Origin of the sequence: Paenibacillus selenitireducens, assembly GCF_002021565.1 — a bacterium.
Classification (GTDB): domain Bacteria; phylum Bacillota; class Bacilli; order Paenibacillales; family Paenibacillaceae; genus Paenibacillus_K; species Paenibacillus_K selenitireducens.
In genome coordinates this window covers 228,326-247,080 of record NZ_MSZX01000004.1, presented here as the reverse complement: position 1 = coordinate 247,080, position 18,755 = coordinate 228,326, and the positions used below count along the sequence as shown (strand labels likewise).

The window sequence follows — 18,755 nt, the reverse complement described above, 5'->3', positions numbered from 1 at the left end:
GATTTATACGCTTTTCCTTTATACAGAAACAGGATGAAAAATGAATATATCTATATTTTCCCTAGCTTTCATATCATCTAGAAATTATGATGAAATTTACGCGGGGAATTCATTCTGGTCAAACTCAGAAAGCTGGTGATAGGACATGACAAATGATCTACAATCTACAGCAAAACCTTATGGAAAGCTGCCCGAGCCGCAATTTACGCCCGAATTGCTCTCCATGATCCGTAGTGGCAAAGTGTATAGTCTTCAACATGTGCTGGAACCTGGGATACCGGTTTTTGCAGGGCACGCGCCCTTTAAAAGCATGCCGTATATCCGTCACTTTGACTCTGAAGGCATGTTGGAAGGTTCGGCAGGGTTTGCCTCCGAGTTTACGATGATGGGGCAGCATACCGGAACGCACATTGATGCTTTGTGCCACTTTAGTAAGCGAGTTGGTGACGAAAGATATTTCTACGGTGGGGAGACCGTTTCAGATGCCGAAAATCATGAAGGGATAGCCACGTGGAGCATCGAGCAAATGCCTCCGATTATCGCGAAGGGTATTCTTTTGGATGTGCCTCGGGCCCTTGGGGTAGATATTTTAGAGGATAGTTATGCCATTACGATCGAAGATCTTAAGCTTTGTGAAGAGAAACAAGGAGTAAACATAACAACTGGAACTTGCGTCTTTACACGTACAGGCTTCTCACAATATTGGAAAAAAGAAAACGAACGCTTTCTAACCAGGCATGCCGGCGTCAATCTGCAGGCTGCACAATATCTGGTTGAACAAGGAGCCATCGTTGTCGGAAGTGACACTTCTGCGTTTGAGGTCCTTCCATCACCGAAGCATGACGTCCATATTTATTTGTTGGTGGATCAAGGGGTGCCTATTATGGAATGCCTGAACTTTGAACAGCTGGCACAGGATGAGGTTTATGAATTTGTTATCATCGTGACGCCGCTTAAATTAAAAGGGGCAACAGCGTCGATTGTACATCCGATCGCGATTTGTTGATATATTCTGTGGCCGTCAAATCGTACTAAAGAGGTGAGTAATTTGGTGAAAACAATCGATGAACCTCCTAGAGTGTAGATTTCATTTTAGGAGGATAATTACATGATATTTCATCGTATTGATAAAGAAAATTGGGCTCGAAAACCCTATTTTGAACATTATTTCAATCTAAAGTGCACTTTTAGTGTGACAGCAAATATAGATATCACGGCGTTAATAGAACAAATTCAACATAAAGGGATGAAGTTTTATCCTACTTTTATTTACATGGTCAGCAAAACTATAAATGCGCATCCAGCGTTCAGAACTTGCTTTAACGATGAAGGGGTTTTAGGTTACTGGGAGCAAATGATTCCAAGTTACACAATCTTCCATCCGGATGACAAGTCATTTTCAAGTATATGGACGGAGTTCTCGGAAGAATTTCATATCTTTTATCGATACGTTCGAGAAGATATGAAGCATTATGCTGATATGAAAGGTCTTTTCACGAAAGAAAAAGTACCCCCGAACTCTTTTCCTATATCGTGTCTTCCTTGGGTTAGCTTTAATGGCTTTAACCTCAATATCCATAACGGTGGCGATTACCTATTACCCATAGTTACAGGCGGGAGATATGTTAAGGAAGAGAATAAAACCTTGTTACCTATATCGATCCAAGTGCATCACGCAGTTTGTGACGGGTATCACGCTAGTTTATTTATACAAGAGATGCAGCAGCTTGCTGATGATTGTCATAAGTGGCTGTCATAAGCATAACTTGATGAACATTCTATAGTGGAATTTAGACCACAACAAACAAGCATCCATCATTCATTGATTTGGATGCTTGCTTTTTCTACGACATACATGATTTTCATCAAACCCAAAACCCCGTACAATAACAGGTCCTAGACTTATTCTTGTTTCAAAACATCTAAGGGCACTAAATATACTTCCATGCTCGTATCTTCAACGAGAGCCAAATTTTCATGCTCATATTCATGAAGTAATGTAAGTTCGCTATCCGAGGATAGCCCGTCAATTGATTTTTTAATCGTAACTATTTTCTCATTTTTATCATCTGGATAATGATTTGAAATCTGAAGTAGTTCAGCGTATATCTCATCTAATTGAAAAGTCATTTCAGCATACACATTTTTCAGCACTTCATCGGATGCTTTCGTACTTAGTTCATTATACTTATCTGCCAATGCGGTAATTTTCTTTGAAACTTCAAATGTATTGTTAATATTCATGTTGTTAGCTCCTTATTCTAGTCCGTGTTTTTCAGATAAAAAAATGATATTCCTCTTGGTAAATAGGACGTTATAACAATTATTGTTTGACTCGCCTGAAAATATAAACAGCATTATCCTCTGATGGTGGTAATAAGAGTGAAGACAATCGGTCGTTGATTTCCATTGTAAACTTGTCAACGCTATTGTAAGTATCAAAATCTCCCGTAATTGCGGGGTTCTTTGTACCGATCACGATATATAAATCAACAGAGTTTGTTTTAAAAACATGTTTTTCATATGAATTTTTGGGGACAGGCCAAGAACACAGGACGACTTCAGGGTTATACTTATGAAGAGCGTTTTTTGCATCCGCTTTTTCCACAAAGCCGGGATACTTGATATAATGCTCCCAACTATAATCATCTGTAGCAAGACAGTTCATCTGTTCCCCCTTCAAAAATCTAGTCAACGTACCATCTCCAGCTGCTATTTCGAGGCACTTTTTATCCCCGATCAAACTTGAGAGCTCCTTAATTAAAGCTTTTGAGTAAAAACAGTATATCCCCTTTTTATTGACAAGCGGCATTAATATTTGTTTATTTACAATAAATCTCCAAAAGAACTTGAACAGCCCTAGGGACACCGGCTTCCTTTCGAAACCTTGCTTAAATAATAGTTTTTGCAATATTGTACCATCCCAAAGATTAAATCGCACATTTTTTGTGGGTTCTTTTGAGGAAACAGCAACATTTAACTGCTCCAACAGATAGATAGCAAAGCGGGCCTTGATTATTTCAGGTAGAAATGTACTTACTGTTTTTTCGTTTAAACCGCTCTTAGAAATTTTGTTACCCGCGTTTTTGGCGCTCGCCGTATATTTATTAATTATAGCATCAATTAAATTCGACTCATGTGTGTTCTTTAATGCGCGAAGTTCTTTTAATACCTCGTCTTTATACTCCGGGTACAGTTGCAATAATGCCTCCACACTAATTTCATTCGCTAATATTTTTTTTGCAGTGTCTTTCGTAAAATTTCTCATTTTCGCTCCTATGTATAGGGATTATTAAAGTTCCTATAATAACCTCAAAACCATACATCATATTTGTCTGAGTTCCTTGAATAAATATAGCAATTAGAATCAAAGCAATTCCTAACAGCATTACTTTAACACTCTTCATCCAGTTCCCCCTAGTTATAAACTCATAGTTAACAAATAAATGATATATTTCTTTATCATACATTAATTTCACTCCTTAGGTGAGTGATCTAGAGCGCAAAATATCTTGTGTAAAAGTATAATTGACATTAGAAGGGAATTGACGCTCACCATACAAAACGACAAGAAAAATGTATGCTACTGCAGGCCCCAGAAAGTTTACAGGTTTATCAGAGAAGATTAGAATTACTGGATAATTTAGCTAAATTCTTGTGTCATTTCATCAATCGATTACATATGTTAAATAACTCCCATCATCCCCCTTAAAATGCATGGAATTTCTACTTTAGTAGCCATGCATTTTTTGTACATAAAATCGCTTTTGAGATAGCCAGCGCTTTATTATTTAATTTATCTTGATTCCAATATAGTGAAATAACCAGTAACAATCGTCCAAACAAAGTGAGATCAGCCTTCATAACATAACGAGTACTCAAAATTAGGAGGTGTTGAAATGGGCGATTTACGTGGAGGTTTATTTACAAGCACAGGTACAATCCTTGTATTGTTCATCTTGTTAGTGATTATTGCTTGCAGTTGTGGCTTCGGTTTCGGTATCTAATCATGCCGATATAGTACAGTTAGTTCCTTCACACTAAACACATTCTTTGCATTAACTCTAGCTCATACAGTTACCCCTTTAAAGCACGGTTGCCAACTTTAGTGGCACTGTGCTTTTTTATTTGTACAACAGAATAAAGAGCCTCGGAGTGTGAACTGTAACCCGTTTTGTAGACACTTTAATAAAAAGTACTAAGAAGCAAGAAGATGGTCCCTGAACTGATCGGGGGTCAAAGACATACTTGCTACGATCATTAATGTAGTGATAACTTTTTAATTTTCATTTTGCATGTCACCCTCCAAATTTTTTTTCATGAAATATAAAACTTTATATTAACGGAGTTCGAGGCTTGGACATTCAAAATATCAAACAACGGCAGACATTTATGCACACATTTCTAAAAAACGTTAGTAAAGATACAGCAGATAAATTTAATTACTACAAAGTTCGTCCACAATATCATTATAAATATCCTTGCTCATTTTGAGATATCATATCAAAAACAAAAAAAAGCCCCTATTCCTAAGGACTTTTGCGTTCATTATATGGTGATCTGTAGTGGGCTCGAACCACTGACCCCTACCCTGTCAAGATAGTGCTCTCCCAGCTGAGCTAACAGATCATGTAGTGAAGACAATTAATATATTACTAATTTTTCTCTATGTTGTCAACATTTTTTTTGAAAATGAATATTCGCGTTTGTTCCGGCAACAATATACACGTCTTCTCTATTCTAAACCAACTCAAAGGAGTGGCTTGCATGCGTGAGGGATTGATTCCAACGATTCTGGGTTCAGCCGTTTCTGCTACTGGCGCAACACTTTTGAAAAATCGGCGATACAAGGTAGCTGCTGCAGGCGTTCTAGGCTTCGGCTTAGCGCATGTCGTTCTCGGTGTCATCGACTTGTTAGAACATCGCTGAGAAGATCAAAGGGTGTGGCACATGTGCCCGCCTTTTGTTATACCATCTAATCTACTTTACTCTATGAAAATAAAAAAAACCTTGATAGACAAGGATTTTTACGTGGTGGGCCCTGAGGGACTCGAACCCCCGACCAATCGGTTATGAGCCGACCGCTCTAACCAACTGAGCTAAGGGCCCCTAATCAACATTTCATATGCATGAGTGATAAGGTTTTGGTTGCGGGGGCAGGATTTGAACCTGCGGCCTTCGGGTTATGAGCCCGACGAGCTACCGGGCTGCTCCACCCCGCGACATCAAATATAACAGCAACAAAAATAAATATACACTATACCCATACCCAAAGTCAAGGAAATATAAACATTTTTCTCTGGAATTTGGCTTAATTCGTAAATCGAATTCCATATCGGCCCGTTCTCGAACGGAAAATTTCGATTTCCGATGGATCTTGGTATCCGTAGACCCACGCATCATGCTCAATTCGCTTCAATATACAACTGGCTTGAAACTTCGTATTATACAACTTCCCCCAATAGACCCATTTCATCTCCATGCCCTTCCACTCCTTCTCTAACGAGTTCCTTTCCTTATATGCTTAGAATACCCAATTCATCAAAAAAAAGCCTTAAACTCCAAAATAGAAGTTCAAGGCTCTGTATTATTAGCCAGCTGGTACAGCTTCGGTCGTCGTACCATTGACGGTACCATCAGTCACCGGCTTTTTCTGATTTTTTTTCATTTGCAGCAATAGCTCGTTACCCTTTTGTTCCCATTCCTTCAGACCCTCAGCAGATGTCTTCTTACCTTCTAATACAGTCTGGAAGATCTCTCTGCCTTTATCTTGCACTTGCCAGAAATTGTTCATTCTATACATGGAATCCATATCAGCATTGTTTGGCGGTACGGGCTTCAATGTATAGAATGCTGCGATATTGAAGTTCAAACCATCTTTGGGTTGAATGTACTTCTTACGCGATACGATTTCATAACTGCTGCGGGATTTTAATTTCGCCCATTCTTCACTATTCAAGAACTTTATGAAGTCCCATGCATCTTTATCGTTTTGTGCTTTCGCATTGATACCCATAATGTTATTCAAGTAGATGTTGCCGCCGATTCCAGGCTCTTCTGGGAAAGTCGGAAGCGTAACAACATCCCAATCCACTTTTTCGAAATTCTTAATCTTAGATGCATTCTTGTTGGCATCAATAAGATCGTTAATATAATTGTAATCCGAAATCGTCATAGCTACATTGCCGCTCAAGAACTTATCGCCTTGCAACGGATCATACTTGCCCCCATCCATCATGTTGCCATTAAATCCATCTTTGGCACTTGGAATGACCTTGTCGTTCACAAGCTTCGCGAACGTACTCCAAGCCTTCTCCCATGCAGGCGTATTCACGGTCATCTTCTCGCCTTTATCGTCCAACGTACGCAATTGAAGAGCAGGTAAATACGTTCCTGTCATATCGTAGAATGGGTCATTCGAATATCGGTTTAACTGCAAGCCGAATTTTTTGCCGTCATCGCTTTTCAATCGACGTGCAAGGGCGAAAAGATCATCCCACGTCATTCCGTCTTTTGGCGGCTCGATGTTATTCTGCGTAAAGAATTTTTTATTATAGAATAAGGCCGATGAACCGAACGTCGGTGTTAAACCGAACAGGTTGTTATCGCCAAGCTGCTTAATCCCATCTATCACCGTTGGCACGATATCTGAAGTATCAAATTTATCTTGCTGAATTAATGGATCCAATTGCTTCAGCATGTTGTCGCGAACGAGCTTCTTGTACACGCCAGTATCCATAATCATAACATCCGGAGGATTTGTACCCGTTAACAGTTTTTTCGTCTCTTCAAAAGGATCCGGTTGGTTCTCATCCGGCTTAGGCTCATCATAACGTCTGGAACTGCCGTCAATCGCAGATACGAACTCGATTTTGATATTCGGATGCGCATATTCATAGATGTCCGTATATTGTTGACGCAAATAAGAATCGTCTTGACCGTACCCATAAATTGTACCGATCCGGAGAACTCGTTCTTGACCGGCTTCCTCACCTCCGCTCTTACTGCACGCAGCAAGTACCGGAACGAATAACGATAAACTTACACTTACCATTAATAACTTACGTACGAACTTGGATTTTCCTTTCATCCTAAGTTACCCTCCCATGTTTTCGGTGCACGAATAATAATTTTGTCTCCATCTAATTCCATGGATGCTTTATCTTTAATTTGCAGAGCCTGGAGATATTCCTTCGGGACTTGAAGCCTTCCAACGCGGTCAATCACCACGTAGGCTTCGTGGACTTCTTGAAGCCCTCCCGCTCCCATCAGGAACTCTCCTCCCTCATGATTTAAATTCGGATTTCGTTTAATAAACTCCGTACTCGTTAATCCGTCCCGGATGGCTACCACACGATCCACTTTCTCCGCGAGCGACAAATCATGCGTAACGATCACGATCGTCACGCCTAATTCTTGATTCAATCGACGGAAAATCTGCATGATGTTATCCGAGGTCTGCGTATCTACCGAACCCGTCGGTTCATCGGCTAACAAGAGACGCGGTCGATTGGAGAGTGAAATTGCAATCGCAACCCGTTGCTGCTCACCGCCTGAGAGTTGATGAAGTTTATTGTACATCCGGTCCTTCAGACCAACCCATTCAAGCAGCTGCTTCGCATAGGCATGATCCGTTTTTCCGTTCAGCATCATCGGCATTTCAACGTTTTCAATGGCCGTTAAATACGGTAATAAGTTACGGGCATTGTTCTGCCAGATGAACCCGACCGTTTTCCGTTTGTATTCTACCAATTGATCATCGGTAATCTTCAGCAGATCCCATTCGCCTACGCGAACTTGACCAGCCGAAGGACGATCAAGTCCGCCGAGAATGTTCAGCATCGTCGATTTCCCGCTCCCGGAATTCCCGATGATAGCCATCATCTCGCCTTCTTTGACGGAGATATTCAAGCCTTGGAGCGCGACAACCTCAAGATCATCCGTTTTGAAAATTTTGACGAGTCCTTCGCATTCAATCATCGATTAACGCTCCTCTCCCATTTTGACCGCTTGATGTACGCGTAGACGACGGATGTGCATGAACAAGAGCGCAGCTCCCGTCAACATCATCACCCCAACCACGATATACAGCTGGGTCGTATCCTTCGCATCGAATACAATGCGGAACGGCGGAACTTGCATATTGACATTTTCCGTCGTCTGTAGGAATGGCAAGAAGAGAATACTGGACAACTTACCAATCAACACCCCGAGCACGATGGACAATCCAGCTGTGAATATTTGTTCAAGCAGCAGCATCCCCGTCAGCTGTTTTCGAGATAACCCCATCGCACGCAATACCCCGAATTGCACAACGCGTCCGGATAGGTTAAAGAACCAGAACAGCAAGTAACCGATTAATGAAATGATAATCGATACGAGGAATCCTAAGCTGAGAATCCCGAATACGCCGCCGCGTTGCGGATGCTTATTCTGTTTTACGAGTTCCGTACGCACATCATCTACGCTGGCTAACTCAACGTTATTTTTGGCAAGCTCATCAATAAGCGGAGCGACCAACGCTTTTGGCTCCATTTTTAACCAAACTTTATAGGGTATCAATGGTACTTGATCGTAGATATAATCCAGATTTGCGACAAAGAACGGCGATTGCTTCGGATATTGCGTTGGCCAATATGGCAATATACCCACAACCACAAATTCCACCGGTTGATTCTCAAGGGATATCGAGATCAAATCGCCAGGTTTAATCTGATATTTCGTTGCAACATTGGTAGGAATGATCACGGCATTCTCGTAAGTACCTAGTAGATTCAAATAATTGAACGGATGCACCGGAAATAGATCATTACGGAACCAAGCTACCTTGGAAAAATCAAGGTTGTCGATACCTACCACATTCCCTTGACCAATCGACGTGCCAGACACGCTCACACTGCCTTTTGTCTCCAAGACCCGCGTTGCAGCTTCGACACCCTTCAGATGCTTAAAGATCTCAAACGGAGGCTCGTTATTATAAATCATTTTGGTTGGTTTCTGACCTTGACCGCCAGCTCCCCCGCCTCCAGGTGGACCGCCATTATTGCCTCCGCCGTTATTCTGATTCTCGCTCACGTCGGCATTACCTTCCCACACGGCCTTCATGATGACATCCGCGCCGTATTTGTACAGCGTGCGCTCTGTCGAGTTCGTATCTATCGTACGCGCAGCAGAGGCATTATACACACCTAATCCGAGGGTTAAGATCAATAGAATCATTAACGGATAATAGGAGGTCGCCGAACGGGACAACTGCGTAAGCGTGAGATACAGTGGGACCGGCAGCATTTTCTTCGCGATCCAACTAACAAAACGCAGAATCCATGGGAACAATCTCAAAAAGAATAAACCAAGCGCAAAGATCGATAGCGCTGGGACGAAAAATAAGAACGGATTGACTTGAAGCTGGTCCGTCGTCATCCCCGTCTGGAACGTTAACAATTGTCTTTCATTGAACATGTAATATCCATAACCGGATAGCCCAAGCAATACAATATCCAAATACCACTTTTGCCAGAACGGCTTCTGATCCGATCGTGCGAGCTTTTGCTTGTAACTTACGATAGATGCACGAGCAAATACCACTGCAGGAATAATACTAGCAATAATCGCAATAACAACTGCGATGGAACCATATAGAATGGCTTGTGAGTTAAAGCTCACCGGAATCGATTGACGATCTACAAAGGTGAGGAATCCATTCGCGGATCCGATACTTTTGGCCATGAACCATCCGACCACAGGACCGATCAATAACGCGATCGCACCTAGGAAGATCCCTTCGATCAAATACATCATTGTGATCTGCCTCGTGCCAGCGCCGCGGCTTCGAAGGACGGCAATATCGCTTCGCTGCTTGTCTAGCGCCTGTCTCGCATTCATGGCAATGAAATAGAATACCATCGCGATCATCGGTGCCGCTAATGTAAATAGAAGCGTCTGCAATTGCACGCTCTGTACTTTGAATTCATCGAGTACGTCTGCAAATGACATTTCTATCTTTGTATCTTTGAGATGCTGGTACAGCTCGATTTTCAACCGATCCAGTGTCCGGCCAAGCGGTGTCAATTGACTCGTCTTAATCTCTCGTAGATCAAACGCATAATACCAGCTTGCTTGATTTAAAGGCACTTTGGATTCTTTGAGAATATAATCATTGAACACTTTTTCACTAATATAGAACGTGTTCATCATGCTATCTTGACCTTGATACCAATAGGGATCGGTATCATTTTTGGCTTTGACCGTTCCGACGATCTTTACTTTCAGGACGAGGTCTAGACCACTGTACACCGGATATTCGAACACGTCTCCAATATGAAGATCATTGCGGTACAAAGCTTCATCGAGCAGGACCGCTTCGATGACACCCCCGTCATGGGAATCCGAATACATCTTCCCAAGCCCGATCTCCGTTTTATCGGCTAAACCCGATAATGCGCCGAGAGACATGGTCCGCACCCGACTGGTATCCACATTTGTGGAAGCTGTAGGTGTAATTTCCGCAGCGCGTATCCCTTTGTTGCTGACATAGACATCATGCGGAAATCCAATCTCTTGTGGAACTTGCTCACGAATAAATTGATCCACAGATTGCAGTGAAGCTACATCCGTCTTCGTTCCGCCCGGAGCCTGGTATCGAAGTAATAAAGAGCCTGCCGGCATGCCGTCGCTCTTCTCTTGCAGCGACTTCGCCACAACCCGCTTGAGTGAACCGTCTGAATACATTGGAATACTCACGGTAAAAGAAACCGCAACGATTAATCCCAACAGCGTACTTAATGTCATCCAACGGGTGTTCCACATCTTGCGGAACAAGAATCGTAACAAAGGAATACCCATTAGCGACCCACTACTTTCTGTCCTGGTTCTAGGCCTTTCACAATTTCAATTTCGGTAGGTGTTTGCTGGCCCACCTCAACGTCCACTTCCCGCTTGCCTTTCTCATCAACAACCTGCACATAACTGCGCGAACCAATGGAACGCAATGCCGACTGAGGAATAAGCACCACGTTATCTCGGCGAAGCGTAATTACTTCGACGCTTAGCGGCGTACCCCGATTCAGGCCTTTCGGCATGTTATCCAGTTGAACCAGCATGTAATCTTCCAGCTTCTCTGGTTTCTGAGCACCGCCATTACCGCCATTCCCATTGCCATTCTCATCCGTACTATAAGGAAGCTGCTTCACTTTCCCTTTTAACGTTTTACCAACGGTATTGATGTCCACATTCACTTCCATACCGACGGCTATCTTCTTCAGATCATCCTTCGTTACGGATGCTGTAATCGCCAAGCGAGCTGTATCCGCAACGATCATCAGCGGCTCGTAAGCTTTGGCAACCGAGCCCTTCTCCGCATTTAACATCACAATCGTCCCGTTGAACGGAGCAACCATCGTACCTTTTGCGATATCATTCTCTAAATCCGTTATCCCTTGTCGACTCTCTTCAAAGACAATGGAAGCTTCTTCGAACTCGACGGGATCCATCTGATCCTTCTGACGCAGCGTTTCTTTCATCGAAATTTCGTCTTTACGAAAGGCCAGTTTCTTCTTCCGCAAATCCTTCTGCATATCTTCCATATCGAGAACCGCAAGAACTTGCCCTTTCGTTACTTTATCGCCATTCTTCACAAGAACGTTCTTAATCCGTTTTCCATCTGCAGTGAAGAATAATGTCTCTTCTTGCTGTGACATTAATTTACCGCTAGCGACAATCTTCGACTCGATCGGCCCCCGTGTTACTTCATACTCCGGCTTTTGAGAAACTTTAGGCGGTGTGATTGTTGGAAGCACTTCCTCCGTATCTTCTTTAGGAAGTAAAGAACACCCCGATGTAAAAATTAAAGCTCCGCATAATGACACCGCTAAAACTTGACGCAGCCTCCTTCCGGATTTAGACGAATTTTCCGTCAACCATTTCATAGACATGGTCCGCAACCTCCAAAATTGTAGGATCGTGTGTCGTCATACAGATCGACACTTGCTCTGTTCGAATAATATTTTTAAATACGGCCATGACTTGCGCTCCCATTTGGGAGTCTAGCTCCGCCGTCGGCTCATCCGCTAGCAGCAACCGCGGCCGATGTGCAATCGCTTTGGCAATCGCAACCCGCTGCTGCTCCCCTCCGGACAGCTCAAATGGACGGTGATGCATCCGTTTCGCTAACCCCACCAACTCTAAACAATGTTCAACTCGGCTTTTCCACTGCGCTTTCGGTACATTTGCCATCCGCAAGGACAACTCTACGTTCTCCCAAGCAGACAATAACGGCATTAACGCAAAAGCCTGAAAAATAAAACCAATATCCATGCGACGCGCGAGCGTCCGCTTATCATCATCCCACGTATGGAATGGATTCCCGCGAAAATATACTTCGCCGGATGACGGCTGATCTAGACCGCCAAGAATGTTCAACAACGTTGTTTTCCCTGAACCTGACCTTCCTCGCAACATGACGAGCTGACCCGGTTGTACTTCCATTTGGATACCTTTAAGCACATGCAATTGCTCGTTCCCTACTGGAAAAAACCGTTCTACTTGGTTAACGACTAGAATCGGACCTGCATCTAGCTCTCTAGCAGGCACTTCTTCTTCAAGCCGTTCTTCTTGTTCGGGTTCTGGTTCTGGTTCTGGTTCTGCTACTAGTTCTTGTTCTGCTACTTGTTCTATGTAATCCGGTTCTTCGTCTGTTGATGGATCCTGTGGTAGATCAGAACGCTTTCGGAACCAAGCCATGTTATTCTTCGCTCTCCCTCCGAATATGTTTTTCCAAGGCTGGAATATTTCAGTATGACTTCTAGAATTATAAACGATATGAGATTTCAAAAAGTTACAAGCCTTTAACGAATTTTAGCAAATAAATACAATAATTTAATAGTTTGTCCATATTTTTACTCTGCAAAAAAAGCCAAACAACTATGAAACATAGTCATCTGGCTTCAATTCCTTATGTCTATTCATTTGTACAGTCTTATTTGCCGAATGTTGTCGGGTCTTCACGCCATGCTTTCAACGTCGCAAGGTCTTCTGGTTGAACATAACCAAGTTCTACGGCTACTTCCATCAACGCCGTATAGTTCGATAATGTTTGCAGCGGGATACCCGCTTCCGCGAATGCCGTTGTCGCTTTGTCCAATTGATAGCTGAAGATTGCAAGAACCGCTAAAGGTGTTGCTCCTGCTTCTTTCACAGCGACAGCTGCTTTTAACGAGCTGCCCCCTGTAGAGATCAAATCTTCGATCACGACTACTTTTTGTCCTGGCTTGATAATCCCTTCGATCAAGTTTTCTTTCCCATGACCTTTGGCTTTGTCGCGAATATATGCCATCGGCAAGTTTAACTTTTGTGCTACCCAAGCTGCATGGGGAATACCCGCCGTCGCTGTTCCAGCAATCACTTCTGCATCAGGATACTGCGCACGAATAATCGTTGCGAATCCTTCTGCAATCAGATCGCGGATTTCGGGAAAAGACATCGTTAAGCGGTTATCGCAATAGATCGGCGATTTAATGCCTGAAGTCCAAGTGAATGGCTGATTTGGCCGCAATGCCACCGCCTCAATGGTCAGTAGTTGCTTCGCAATTTGTGCAGGAATTTGTTCTAAAGTAATCACGTTCAAATCAGCTCCTCAATAATGTTCTCGATTGCTTCTCTTGGATTCGCAGCCGTCGTAATCGGTCGACCAATGACGATGAAATCTGTCCCCTCTGTCAATGCTTGCTTCGGTGTCATGACGCGCGTCTGGTCACCCTTCGCGCTGCCCGCTGGGCGAATTCCCGGCGTAATCGTCTTGAATTCATTTCCGCACGCGGCTTTGATCATTTCGACCTCAAGTGGCGATGCTACGACACCGTCAAGACCGGCTTGCTTCGTTAGCTTCGCATAATGCACAACTGCGTCTGCTACAGCACCCGGAATACCGATTTCTTCATTCAGCATCTGCTGGCTCGTGCTAGTAAGCTGCGTAACAGCGATGACGATAGGCTTGTCCAATGCGGGGTTTTCTTGCAGAGCTTCCTCTACACCCTTCATCGCTGCTGCCATCATCTCTACGCCGCCTGCTGCGTGAACATTAATCATGTCCACGCCAAGCTTCGTAATGCTGTTCGCTCCGCTTTTCACGGTATTCGGAATATCATGCAATTTCAAATCTAAGAATACTTTATATCCAAGCTCTTTCAACTCACGTACAAAGGCTGGGCCTTCAGCATAATAAAGCTGCATGCCCACTTTCATATAACAAGGAATCCCCTGTAATTGTTGTAATAGCTCACGCGCTTGGTCCACATTCGGATAATCGAGCGCGACCATAATGCGACCTGCTACTTCATCTCGGTGACTCATCGTTTACGGTTGCCTCCTTGTTTTTAGATAATTCGATAAATGATGGCTTATTGCTGATGGAAAGCCGGCATACTGCGTGTAGAGAAGTTAATAGCTTCAAGCATCCCTAGCAGTGCACTTACCGTATCCAAAGATGTCATACATACAACACCGTTCTCTACCGCTTCACGGCGAATTCTAAATCCGTCACGTTCAGGGGTTTTGCCTTTTGTTAACGTATTGACTACAAAGTGCGCCTGCCCATTGCGGATCATATCTAGAATGTTCGGCGTTCCTTCACTCAATTTGTTCACAGTCATTACAATCATGCCGGCATCCGTAAGAGCTTGTGCCGTACCGCCTGTCGCAATGATTTTGTAACCCATGTTATAGAAGCCGCGAAGAATTTCAACTGCTTCATCTTTATCTTTGTCTGCTACCGTTGCAATAATCGCGCCCGTTGGCGGAATACGCATGCCCGATCCGACAAGACCTTTATACAAGGCTTTGGCATAGCTTAAATCGCGGCCCATGACTTCGCCTGTTGATTTCATTTCAGGTCCTAATGTCGGTTCTACGCGACGCAATTTCGCAAAGGAGAATACCGGCACTTTTACCGATACATACTCATCTTCTGGCCATAGTCCGTCTTGGTAGCCAAGATCCGCAAGCTTTGTACCTAAGATCGCTTTGGTAGCCAAGTTCGCCATTGGAATACTCGTTACTTTACTTAAGAACGGTACTGTACGGGATGAGCGAGGGTTGACCTCGATTACATACACTTGATCCTTAAAGATAACGAACTGGATGTTCACCAACCCGATCGTTTTCAATTCTTTGGCGATACGGATCGTAATATCTACAACTTGTTGTTTCAAATGCTCAGCCAAGTGTTGTGGAGGATATACCGCGATCGAGTCGCCGGAGTGAACCCCTGCGCGTTCGATATGTTCCATGATCCCTGGGATCAATACAGTCTCACCATCACAGATCGCATCCACTTCTACTTCTTTACCAAGCATATAACGGTCAATCAATACCGGATGATCTGGGTTAATCTTCACGGCTTGTTCCATGTAATTTAGCAATTCTTCATCCGAATACACGATTTCCATCGCGCGTCCGCCGAGGACATACGAAGGACGAACAAGTACAGGATACCCCAGACCTTGTGCTGTGCCAACCGCTTCATCTACGGAAGTTACCGTGCTGCCTTTAGGTTGTGCGATGTCTAATCGGGATAGAAGCGCTTCGAATTTCTTCCGATTTTCCGCTTCATCGATGCTCTCTAAGCTCGTTCCGAGAATGCGTACACCTGCTTTGGAGAGCGGCGCCGCTAAGTTAATCGCCGTTTGTCCACCGAATTGAACGATTACGCCTACAGGTTTCTCTTGCTCGATCACGTTCATAACATCTTCAAAGAACAATGGCTCGAAGTACAATCTATCGGAAGTATTGAAATCCGTCGATACCGTTTCAGGGTTATTATTGATGATAACCGCTTCATAACCAGCTTTCTGAATTGCCCATACCGCATGTACTGTAGAATAGTCGAATTCAATCCCTTGACCGATCCGGATTGGACCCGATCCCAGCACGACGATCTTCTCTTTTGGCGATTCAATCACTTCGTTCTCAGTCTCGTACGTAGAGTAGTAGTAAGGTGTTACGGCTTCGAACTCTGCCGCACAGGTATCAACCATTTTATATACCGGCTTCAATCCGTGCTCTAAGCGGAAGTCACGTACGTCAGCTTCCTGCGTGAATGCTGCATCGGGATTCGCTGCATGGCGAATTTCGGCGATGGAGCGGTCTGTAAATCCTTTACGTTTCGCTTCGTAGAGTGTTTCATAACTTAGGTTCGTCTCTTGTTGAAGCTCTTGCTCGAATTTCACGAGACCTTCGATTTTATCGAGGAACCACCAGTCAATTTTCGTAAGATCTTGAATTTTCTGCAAAGAATATCCTCTACGGAAAGCTTCTGCCACTAAGAACATACGCTCATCATCTGGTTTCTCCAACCGTAGATTCAACGTTGCTTCATCAAGCGTCTCAGCATCCTTCAGATAAATTCGGTTCACACCGATTTCCAAAGAACGAACCGCTTTATGAATCGACTCTTCGAATGTCCGGCCAATCGCCATAACTTCGCCTGTCGCCTTCATTTGTGTGCCAAGCTTACGGTTGGCAGAGATAAATTTATCGAACGGCCAACGTGGAATTTTCGTAACGATATAATCCAGGGTTGGCTCGAAGCATGCATACGTCTGTCCTGTTACAGGGTTCACGATTTCATCCAGCGTATAGCCTACTGCGATTTTGGCTGCCATCTTCGCAATCGGATAACCCGTTGCTTTGGAAGCAAGCGCCGAAGAGCGGCTAACGCGCGGGTTTACTTCAATGACATAGTATTGGAAGCTATGTGGATCAAGCGCGAACTGCACGTTACATCCGCCTTCAATGTTCAGGGCGCGAATGATTTTGAGCGAAGCAGAACGAAGCATTTGATATTCGCGGTCTGACAACGTTTGGCTTGGCGCTACGACAATACTGTCGCCTGTATGTACGCCTACCGGGTCAAAGTTCTCCATGTTACACACGACGATACAGTTATCGTTCGCATCGCGCATAACCTCGTACTCAACTTCTTTCATTCCTGCGATGCTCTTCTCAATCAGACATTGGCTGATTGGGCTGTAACGAATACCGGATGCTACCGTTTCTAGCAACTCTTCTTCGTTCGCACAAATCCCGCCGCCTGTACCACCTAGCGTATAAGCAGGGCGAACGATGATTGGATAACCGATTTCTTTTGCGAAATCTACAGCTTCTTGAACGGTTGTTACGATGGTACTATCAGGAACCGGCTGCTCCAATTCACGCATCAAGTCGCGGAACAAATCACGATCTTCCGCTTTTTCGATCGCCATAAGCTGTGTACCTAGCAATTTCACGTTCTCACGTTCTAGTACACCCGCTTTTGCAAGTTCAACCGCCATGTTTAGACCTGTCTGGCCTCCAAGTGTTGGAAGCAATCCATCTGGACGCTCTTGACGGATAATTTGTGTCACGAATTCCAATGTAATCGGCTCGATATATACTTTATCAGCCATGTTCGTATCTGTCATGATGGTTGCAGGGTTGCTGTTAATCAACACAACCTCCAACCCTTCTTCTTTCAATGCTTGACAAGCTTGCGTTCCCGCATAGTCGAACTCTGCGGCTTGCCCGATCACGATCGGACCGGAACCGATGACGAGAATCTTCTTAAGTTCAGTATTTTTAGGCATATTATAGATCTCCTTTCATGGCTGCGGCTACGATCTCAGCTTGACGAGGCGCTTTGGGATGTGCCAGCTTATGTTCACGAATCATATCTAAGAACTGATCGAAAAGATAGCTATTATCATAAGGTCCTGGTGCTGCTTCTGGGTGATATTGCACGGTGAACACAGGATATTTCTTATGTTTCAAACCTTCGATCGATTTATCATTGTTATTGATGTGCGTTACTTCTAAATCTGTTCCTTTGATGGAATCCTCAAGTACCGTATATCCATGGTTCTGGGAAGTAATGAAGCAACGGTTTGTTGCAAGTTCTTTTACCGGATGGTTACCGCCGCGATGTCCGAACTTCAAGCGCGTTGTATCTGCCCCACTAGCTAGAGCGAACAATTGATGTCCTAGACAGATTCCGAAGATAGGATACTCACCAATCAATTCTTTCAACGTAGCAACGGCATGCGGTACATCTTTCGGGTCCCCAGGGCCGTTGGACAATTGAATGCCGTCTGGTTTCAAGCGGCGAATCTCTTCTGCCGTTGTATCATGAGGGACAACGACGACGTCGCATCCGCGTTTGGTCAATTCACGCACAATCCCGCTCTTTGCACCGTAGTCGATCAATACGATCCGCTCACCGTCTCCAGGGCTGCTGTAGGAAGTTGGCGTTGACGTACGTGCCACTTGATCACGCATTAATTCCGACATCCCGAGCATTTCTTTCAATTCTTCAACCGGCATGGAGCCTGTCGTAAGAATCCCTTTCATCGTTCCGTGGTTACGAAGGATACGAGTGAGCATCCGTGTATCAATTTCGCTGATACCGACAATGCCGTACTCTTTCAACAAGGAATCTAATGTATATTCAGCGCGCCAGTTACTAGGTACAGGTTCATGGCGGCGCACGACAAATCCATGAATATATGGGCGAATCGCTTCAAAGTCATCGCGCGTAATTCCGTAGTTACCGATTAACGGATGCGTCATCGTTACGATTTGACCGCAGTAGGATGGATCCGAAATAACCTCTTGGTACCCTGTAATCCCTGTATTAAATACGACTTCACCAGTCGACTGACCTTCAGCACCAAATGCCTTGCCTGTAAATAATGTGCCGTCTTCTAACAATAATCTTGCTTGCATTCGAT

General features: G+C 44.0%; 17 protein-coding genes and 3 tRNA genes. 4 read left to right on the top strand and 16 right to left on the bottom strand.

What is annotated here, in order from left to right; all coding sequences use genetic code 11:
• Positions 1 to 145 precede the first annotated feature (145 nt).
• Both BVG16_RS11585 and catA read left to right on the top strand, forming a co-directional pair.
• Entirely contained in the window at positions 146 to 1,006 is an 861-nt protein-coding gene (locus BVG16_RS11585) for a cyclase family protein (protein WP_078498838.1), read from the top strand.
• Positions 1,007 to 1,108: 102 nt separating this feature from the next.
• Positions 1,109 to 1,759: a type A chloramphenicol O-acetyltransferase gene (gene catA, locus BVG16_RS11580; protein WP_078498837.1), complete on the top strand. Its 651-nt coding sequence runs from the start codon at positions 1,109 to 1,111 to the stop codon at positions 1,757 to 1,759.
• A 143-nt stretch (positions 1,760 to 1,902) separates the two neighbouring features.
• On the opposite strand, the gene BVG16_RS11575 is transcribed toward catA, so the two are convergent.
• The 3 genes from BVG16_RS11575 to BVG16_RS11565 all read right to left on the bottom strand — a co-directional run bounded on the left by BVG16_RS11575 (position 1,903) and on the right by BVG16_RS11565 (position 3,470).
• Positions 1,903 to 2,244: a hypothetical protein gene (locus tag BVG16_RS11575; RefSeq protein WP_078498836.1), complete on the bottom strand. Its 342-nt coding sequence runs from the start codon at positions 2,242 to 2,244 to the stop codon at positions 1,903 to 1,905.
• 79 nt (positions 2,245 to 2,323) lie between these two features.
• On the bottom strand, positions 2,324 to 3,268 hold the full coding sequence (locus tag BVG16_RS11570) for a class I SAM-dependent methyltransferase (RefSeq protein ID WP_078498835.1): 945 nt from the start codon (positions 3,266 to 3,268) through the stop codon (positions 2,324 to 2,326).
• Positions 3,222 to 3,470: a hypothetical protein gene (locus BVG16_RS11565; protein WP_078498834.1), complete on the bottom strand. Its 249-nt coding sequence runs from the start codon at positions 3,468 to 3,470 to the stop codon at positions 3,222 to 3,224. Before BVG16_RS11565 ends, BVG16_RS11570 begins: the two co-directional genes overlap by 47 nt.
• Before the next feature lie 429 nt (positions 3,471 to 3,899).
• On the opposite strand from BVG16_RS11565, the gene BVG16_RS11560 reads away from it, so the two are divergent.
• Positions 3,900 to 4,007: a sporulation protein YjcZ gene (locus BVG16_RS11560; protein WP_078498822.1), complete on the top strand. Its 108-nt coding sequence runs from the start codon at positions 3,900 to 3,902 to the stop codon at positions 4,005 to 4,007.
• 546 nt (positions 4,008 to 4,553) lie between these two features.
• Here BVG16_RS11560 and BVG16_RS11555 read toward each other — a convergent pair.
• A tRNA-Val gene (locus BVG16_RS11555) sits at positions 4,554 to 4,629 on the bottom strand.
• A gap of 138 nt (positions 4,630 to 4,767) precedes the next feature.
• On the opposite strand from BVG16_RS11555, the gene BVG16_RS11550 reads away from it, so the two are divergent.
• Positions 4,768 to 4,929: an asparagine synthase gene (locus tag BVG16_RS11550; RefSeq protein WP_078498820.1), complete on the top strand. Its 162-nt coding sequence runs from the start codon at positions 4,768 to 4,770 to the stop codon at positions 4,927 to 4,929.
• 103 nt (positions 4,930 to 5,032) lie between these two features.
• Here BVG16_RS11550 and BVG16_RS11545 read toward each other — a convergent pair.
• From BVG16_RS11545 to BVG16_RS11495, 12 genes are all read right to left on the bottom strand, one after another.
• Positions 5,033 to 5,109: transfer RNA gene (locus BVG16_RS11545), tRNA-Ile, on the bottom strand.
• A 36-nt stretch (positions 5,110 to 5,145) separates the two neighbouring features.
• Positions 5,146 to 5,222: transfer RNA gene (locus BVG16_RS11540), tRNA-Met, on the bottom strand.
• Between the two features lie 89 nt (positions 5,223 to 5,311).
• The gene (locus BVG16_RS32775; protein WP_158081671.1) at positions 5,312 to 5,482 is read right to left on the bottom strand and encodes a hypothetical protein; all 171 of its coding nucleotides are present in this window, start codon (positions 5,480 to 5,482) and stop codon (positions 5,312 to 5,314) included.
• Positions 5,483 to 5,590: 108 nt separating this feature from the next.
• Positions 5,591 to 7,090 (bottom strand): ABC transporter substrate-binding protein, encoded by a 1,500-nt coding sequence (locus BVG16_RS11535; protein ID WP_078498818.1) that lies wholly within the window; start codon positions 7,088 to 7,090, stop codon positions 5,591 to 5,593.
• Positions 7,087 to 7,980, bottom strand: a complete 894-nt coding sequence (locus tag BVG16_RS11530) for an ABC transporter ATP-binding protein (protein ID WP_078498811.1) — start codon at positions 7,978 to 7,980, stop codon at positions 7,087 to 7,089. Before BVG16_RS11530 ends, BVG16_RS11535 begins: the two co-directional genes overlap by 4 nt.
• 3 nt (positions 7,981 to 7,983) lie before the next feature.
• The gene (locus tag BVG16_RS11525) at positions 7,984 to 10,842 is read right to left on the bottom strand and encodes an ABC transporter permease (protein ID WP_078498809.1); all 2,859 of its coding nucleotides are present in this window, start codon (positions 10,840 to 10,842) and stop codon (positions 7,984 to 7,986) included.
• Positions 10,842 to 11,930 carry an efflux RND transporter periplasmic adaptor subunit gene (locus tag BVG16_RS11520; RefSeq protein ID WP_078498807.1) on the bottom strand — a complete coding sequence of 363 codons (1,089 nt, stop codon included), beginning with the start codon at positions 11,928 to 11,930 and terminating at the stop codon, positions 10,842 to 10,844. Before BVG16_RS11520 ends, BVG16_RS11525 begins: the two co-directional genes overlap by 1 nt.
• Positions 11,896 to 12,738: an ABC transporter ATP-binding protein gene (locus tag BVG16_RS11515; protein ID WP_078498805.1), complete on the bottom strand. Its 843-nt coding sequence runs from the start codon at positions 12,736 to 12,738 to the stop codon at positions 11,896 to 11,898. The genes BVG16_RS11520 and BVG16_RS11515 overlap by 35 nt, the downstream gene beginning before the upstream one ends.
• A gap of 235 nt (positions 12,739 to 12,973) precedes the next feature.
• On the bottom strand, positions 12,974 to 13,615 hold the full coding sequence (gene pyrE / locus BVG16_RS11510; RefSeq protein WP_078498804.1) for an orotate phosphoribosyltransferase: 642 nt from the start codon (positions 13,613 to 13,615) through the stop codon (positions 12,974 to 12,976).
• 2 nt (positions 13,616 to 13,617) lie between these two features.
• Positions 13,618 to 14,346, bottom strand: a complete 729-nt coding sequence (pyrF, locus tag BVG16_RS11505; RefSeq protein ID WP_078498803.1) for an orotidine-5'-phosphate decarboxylase — start codon at positions 14,344 to 14,346, stop codon at positions 13,618 to 13,620.
• Positions 14,347 to 14,393: 47 nt separating this feature from the next.
• Positions 14,394 to 17,615, bottom strand: coding sequence for a carbamoyl-phosphate synthase large subunit (gene carB, locus BVG16_RS11500; protein ID WP_078498802.1), 3,222 nt, complete (start codon positions 17,613 to 17,615; stop codon positions 14,394 to 14,396).
• Between the two features lies 1 nt (position 17,616).
• Positions 17,617 to 18,750, bottom strand: coding sequence for a carbamoyl phosphate synthase small subunit (locus BVG16_RS11495; RefSeq protein WP_078498801.1), 1,134 nt, complete (start codon positions 18,748 to 18,750; stop codon positions 17,617 to 17,619).
• Between the last annotated feature and the right edge of the window lie 5 nt (positions 18,751 to 18,755).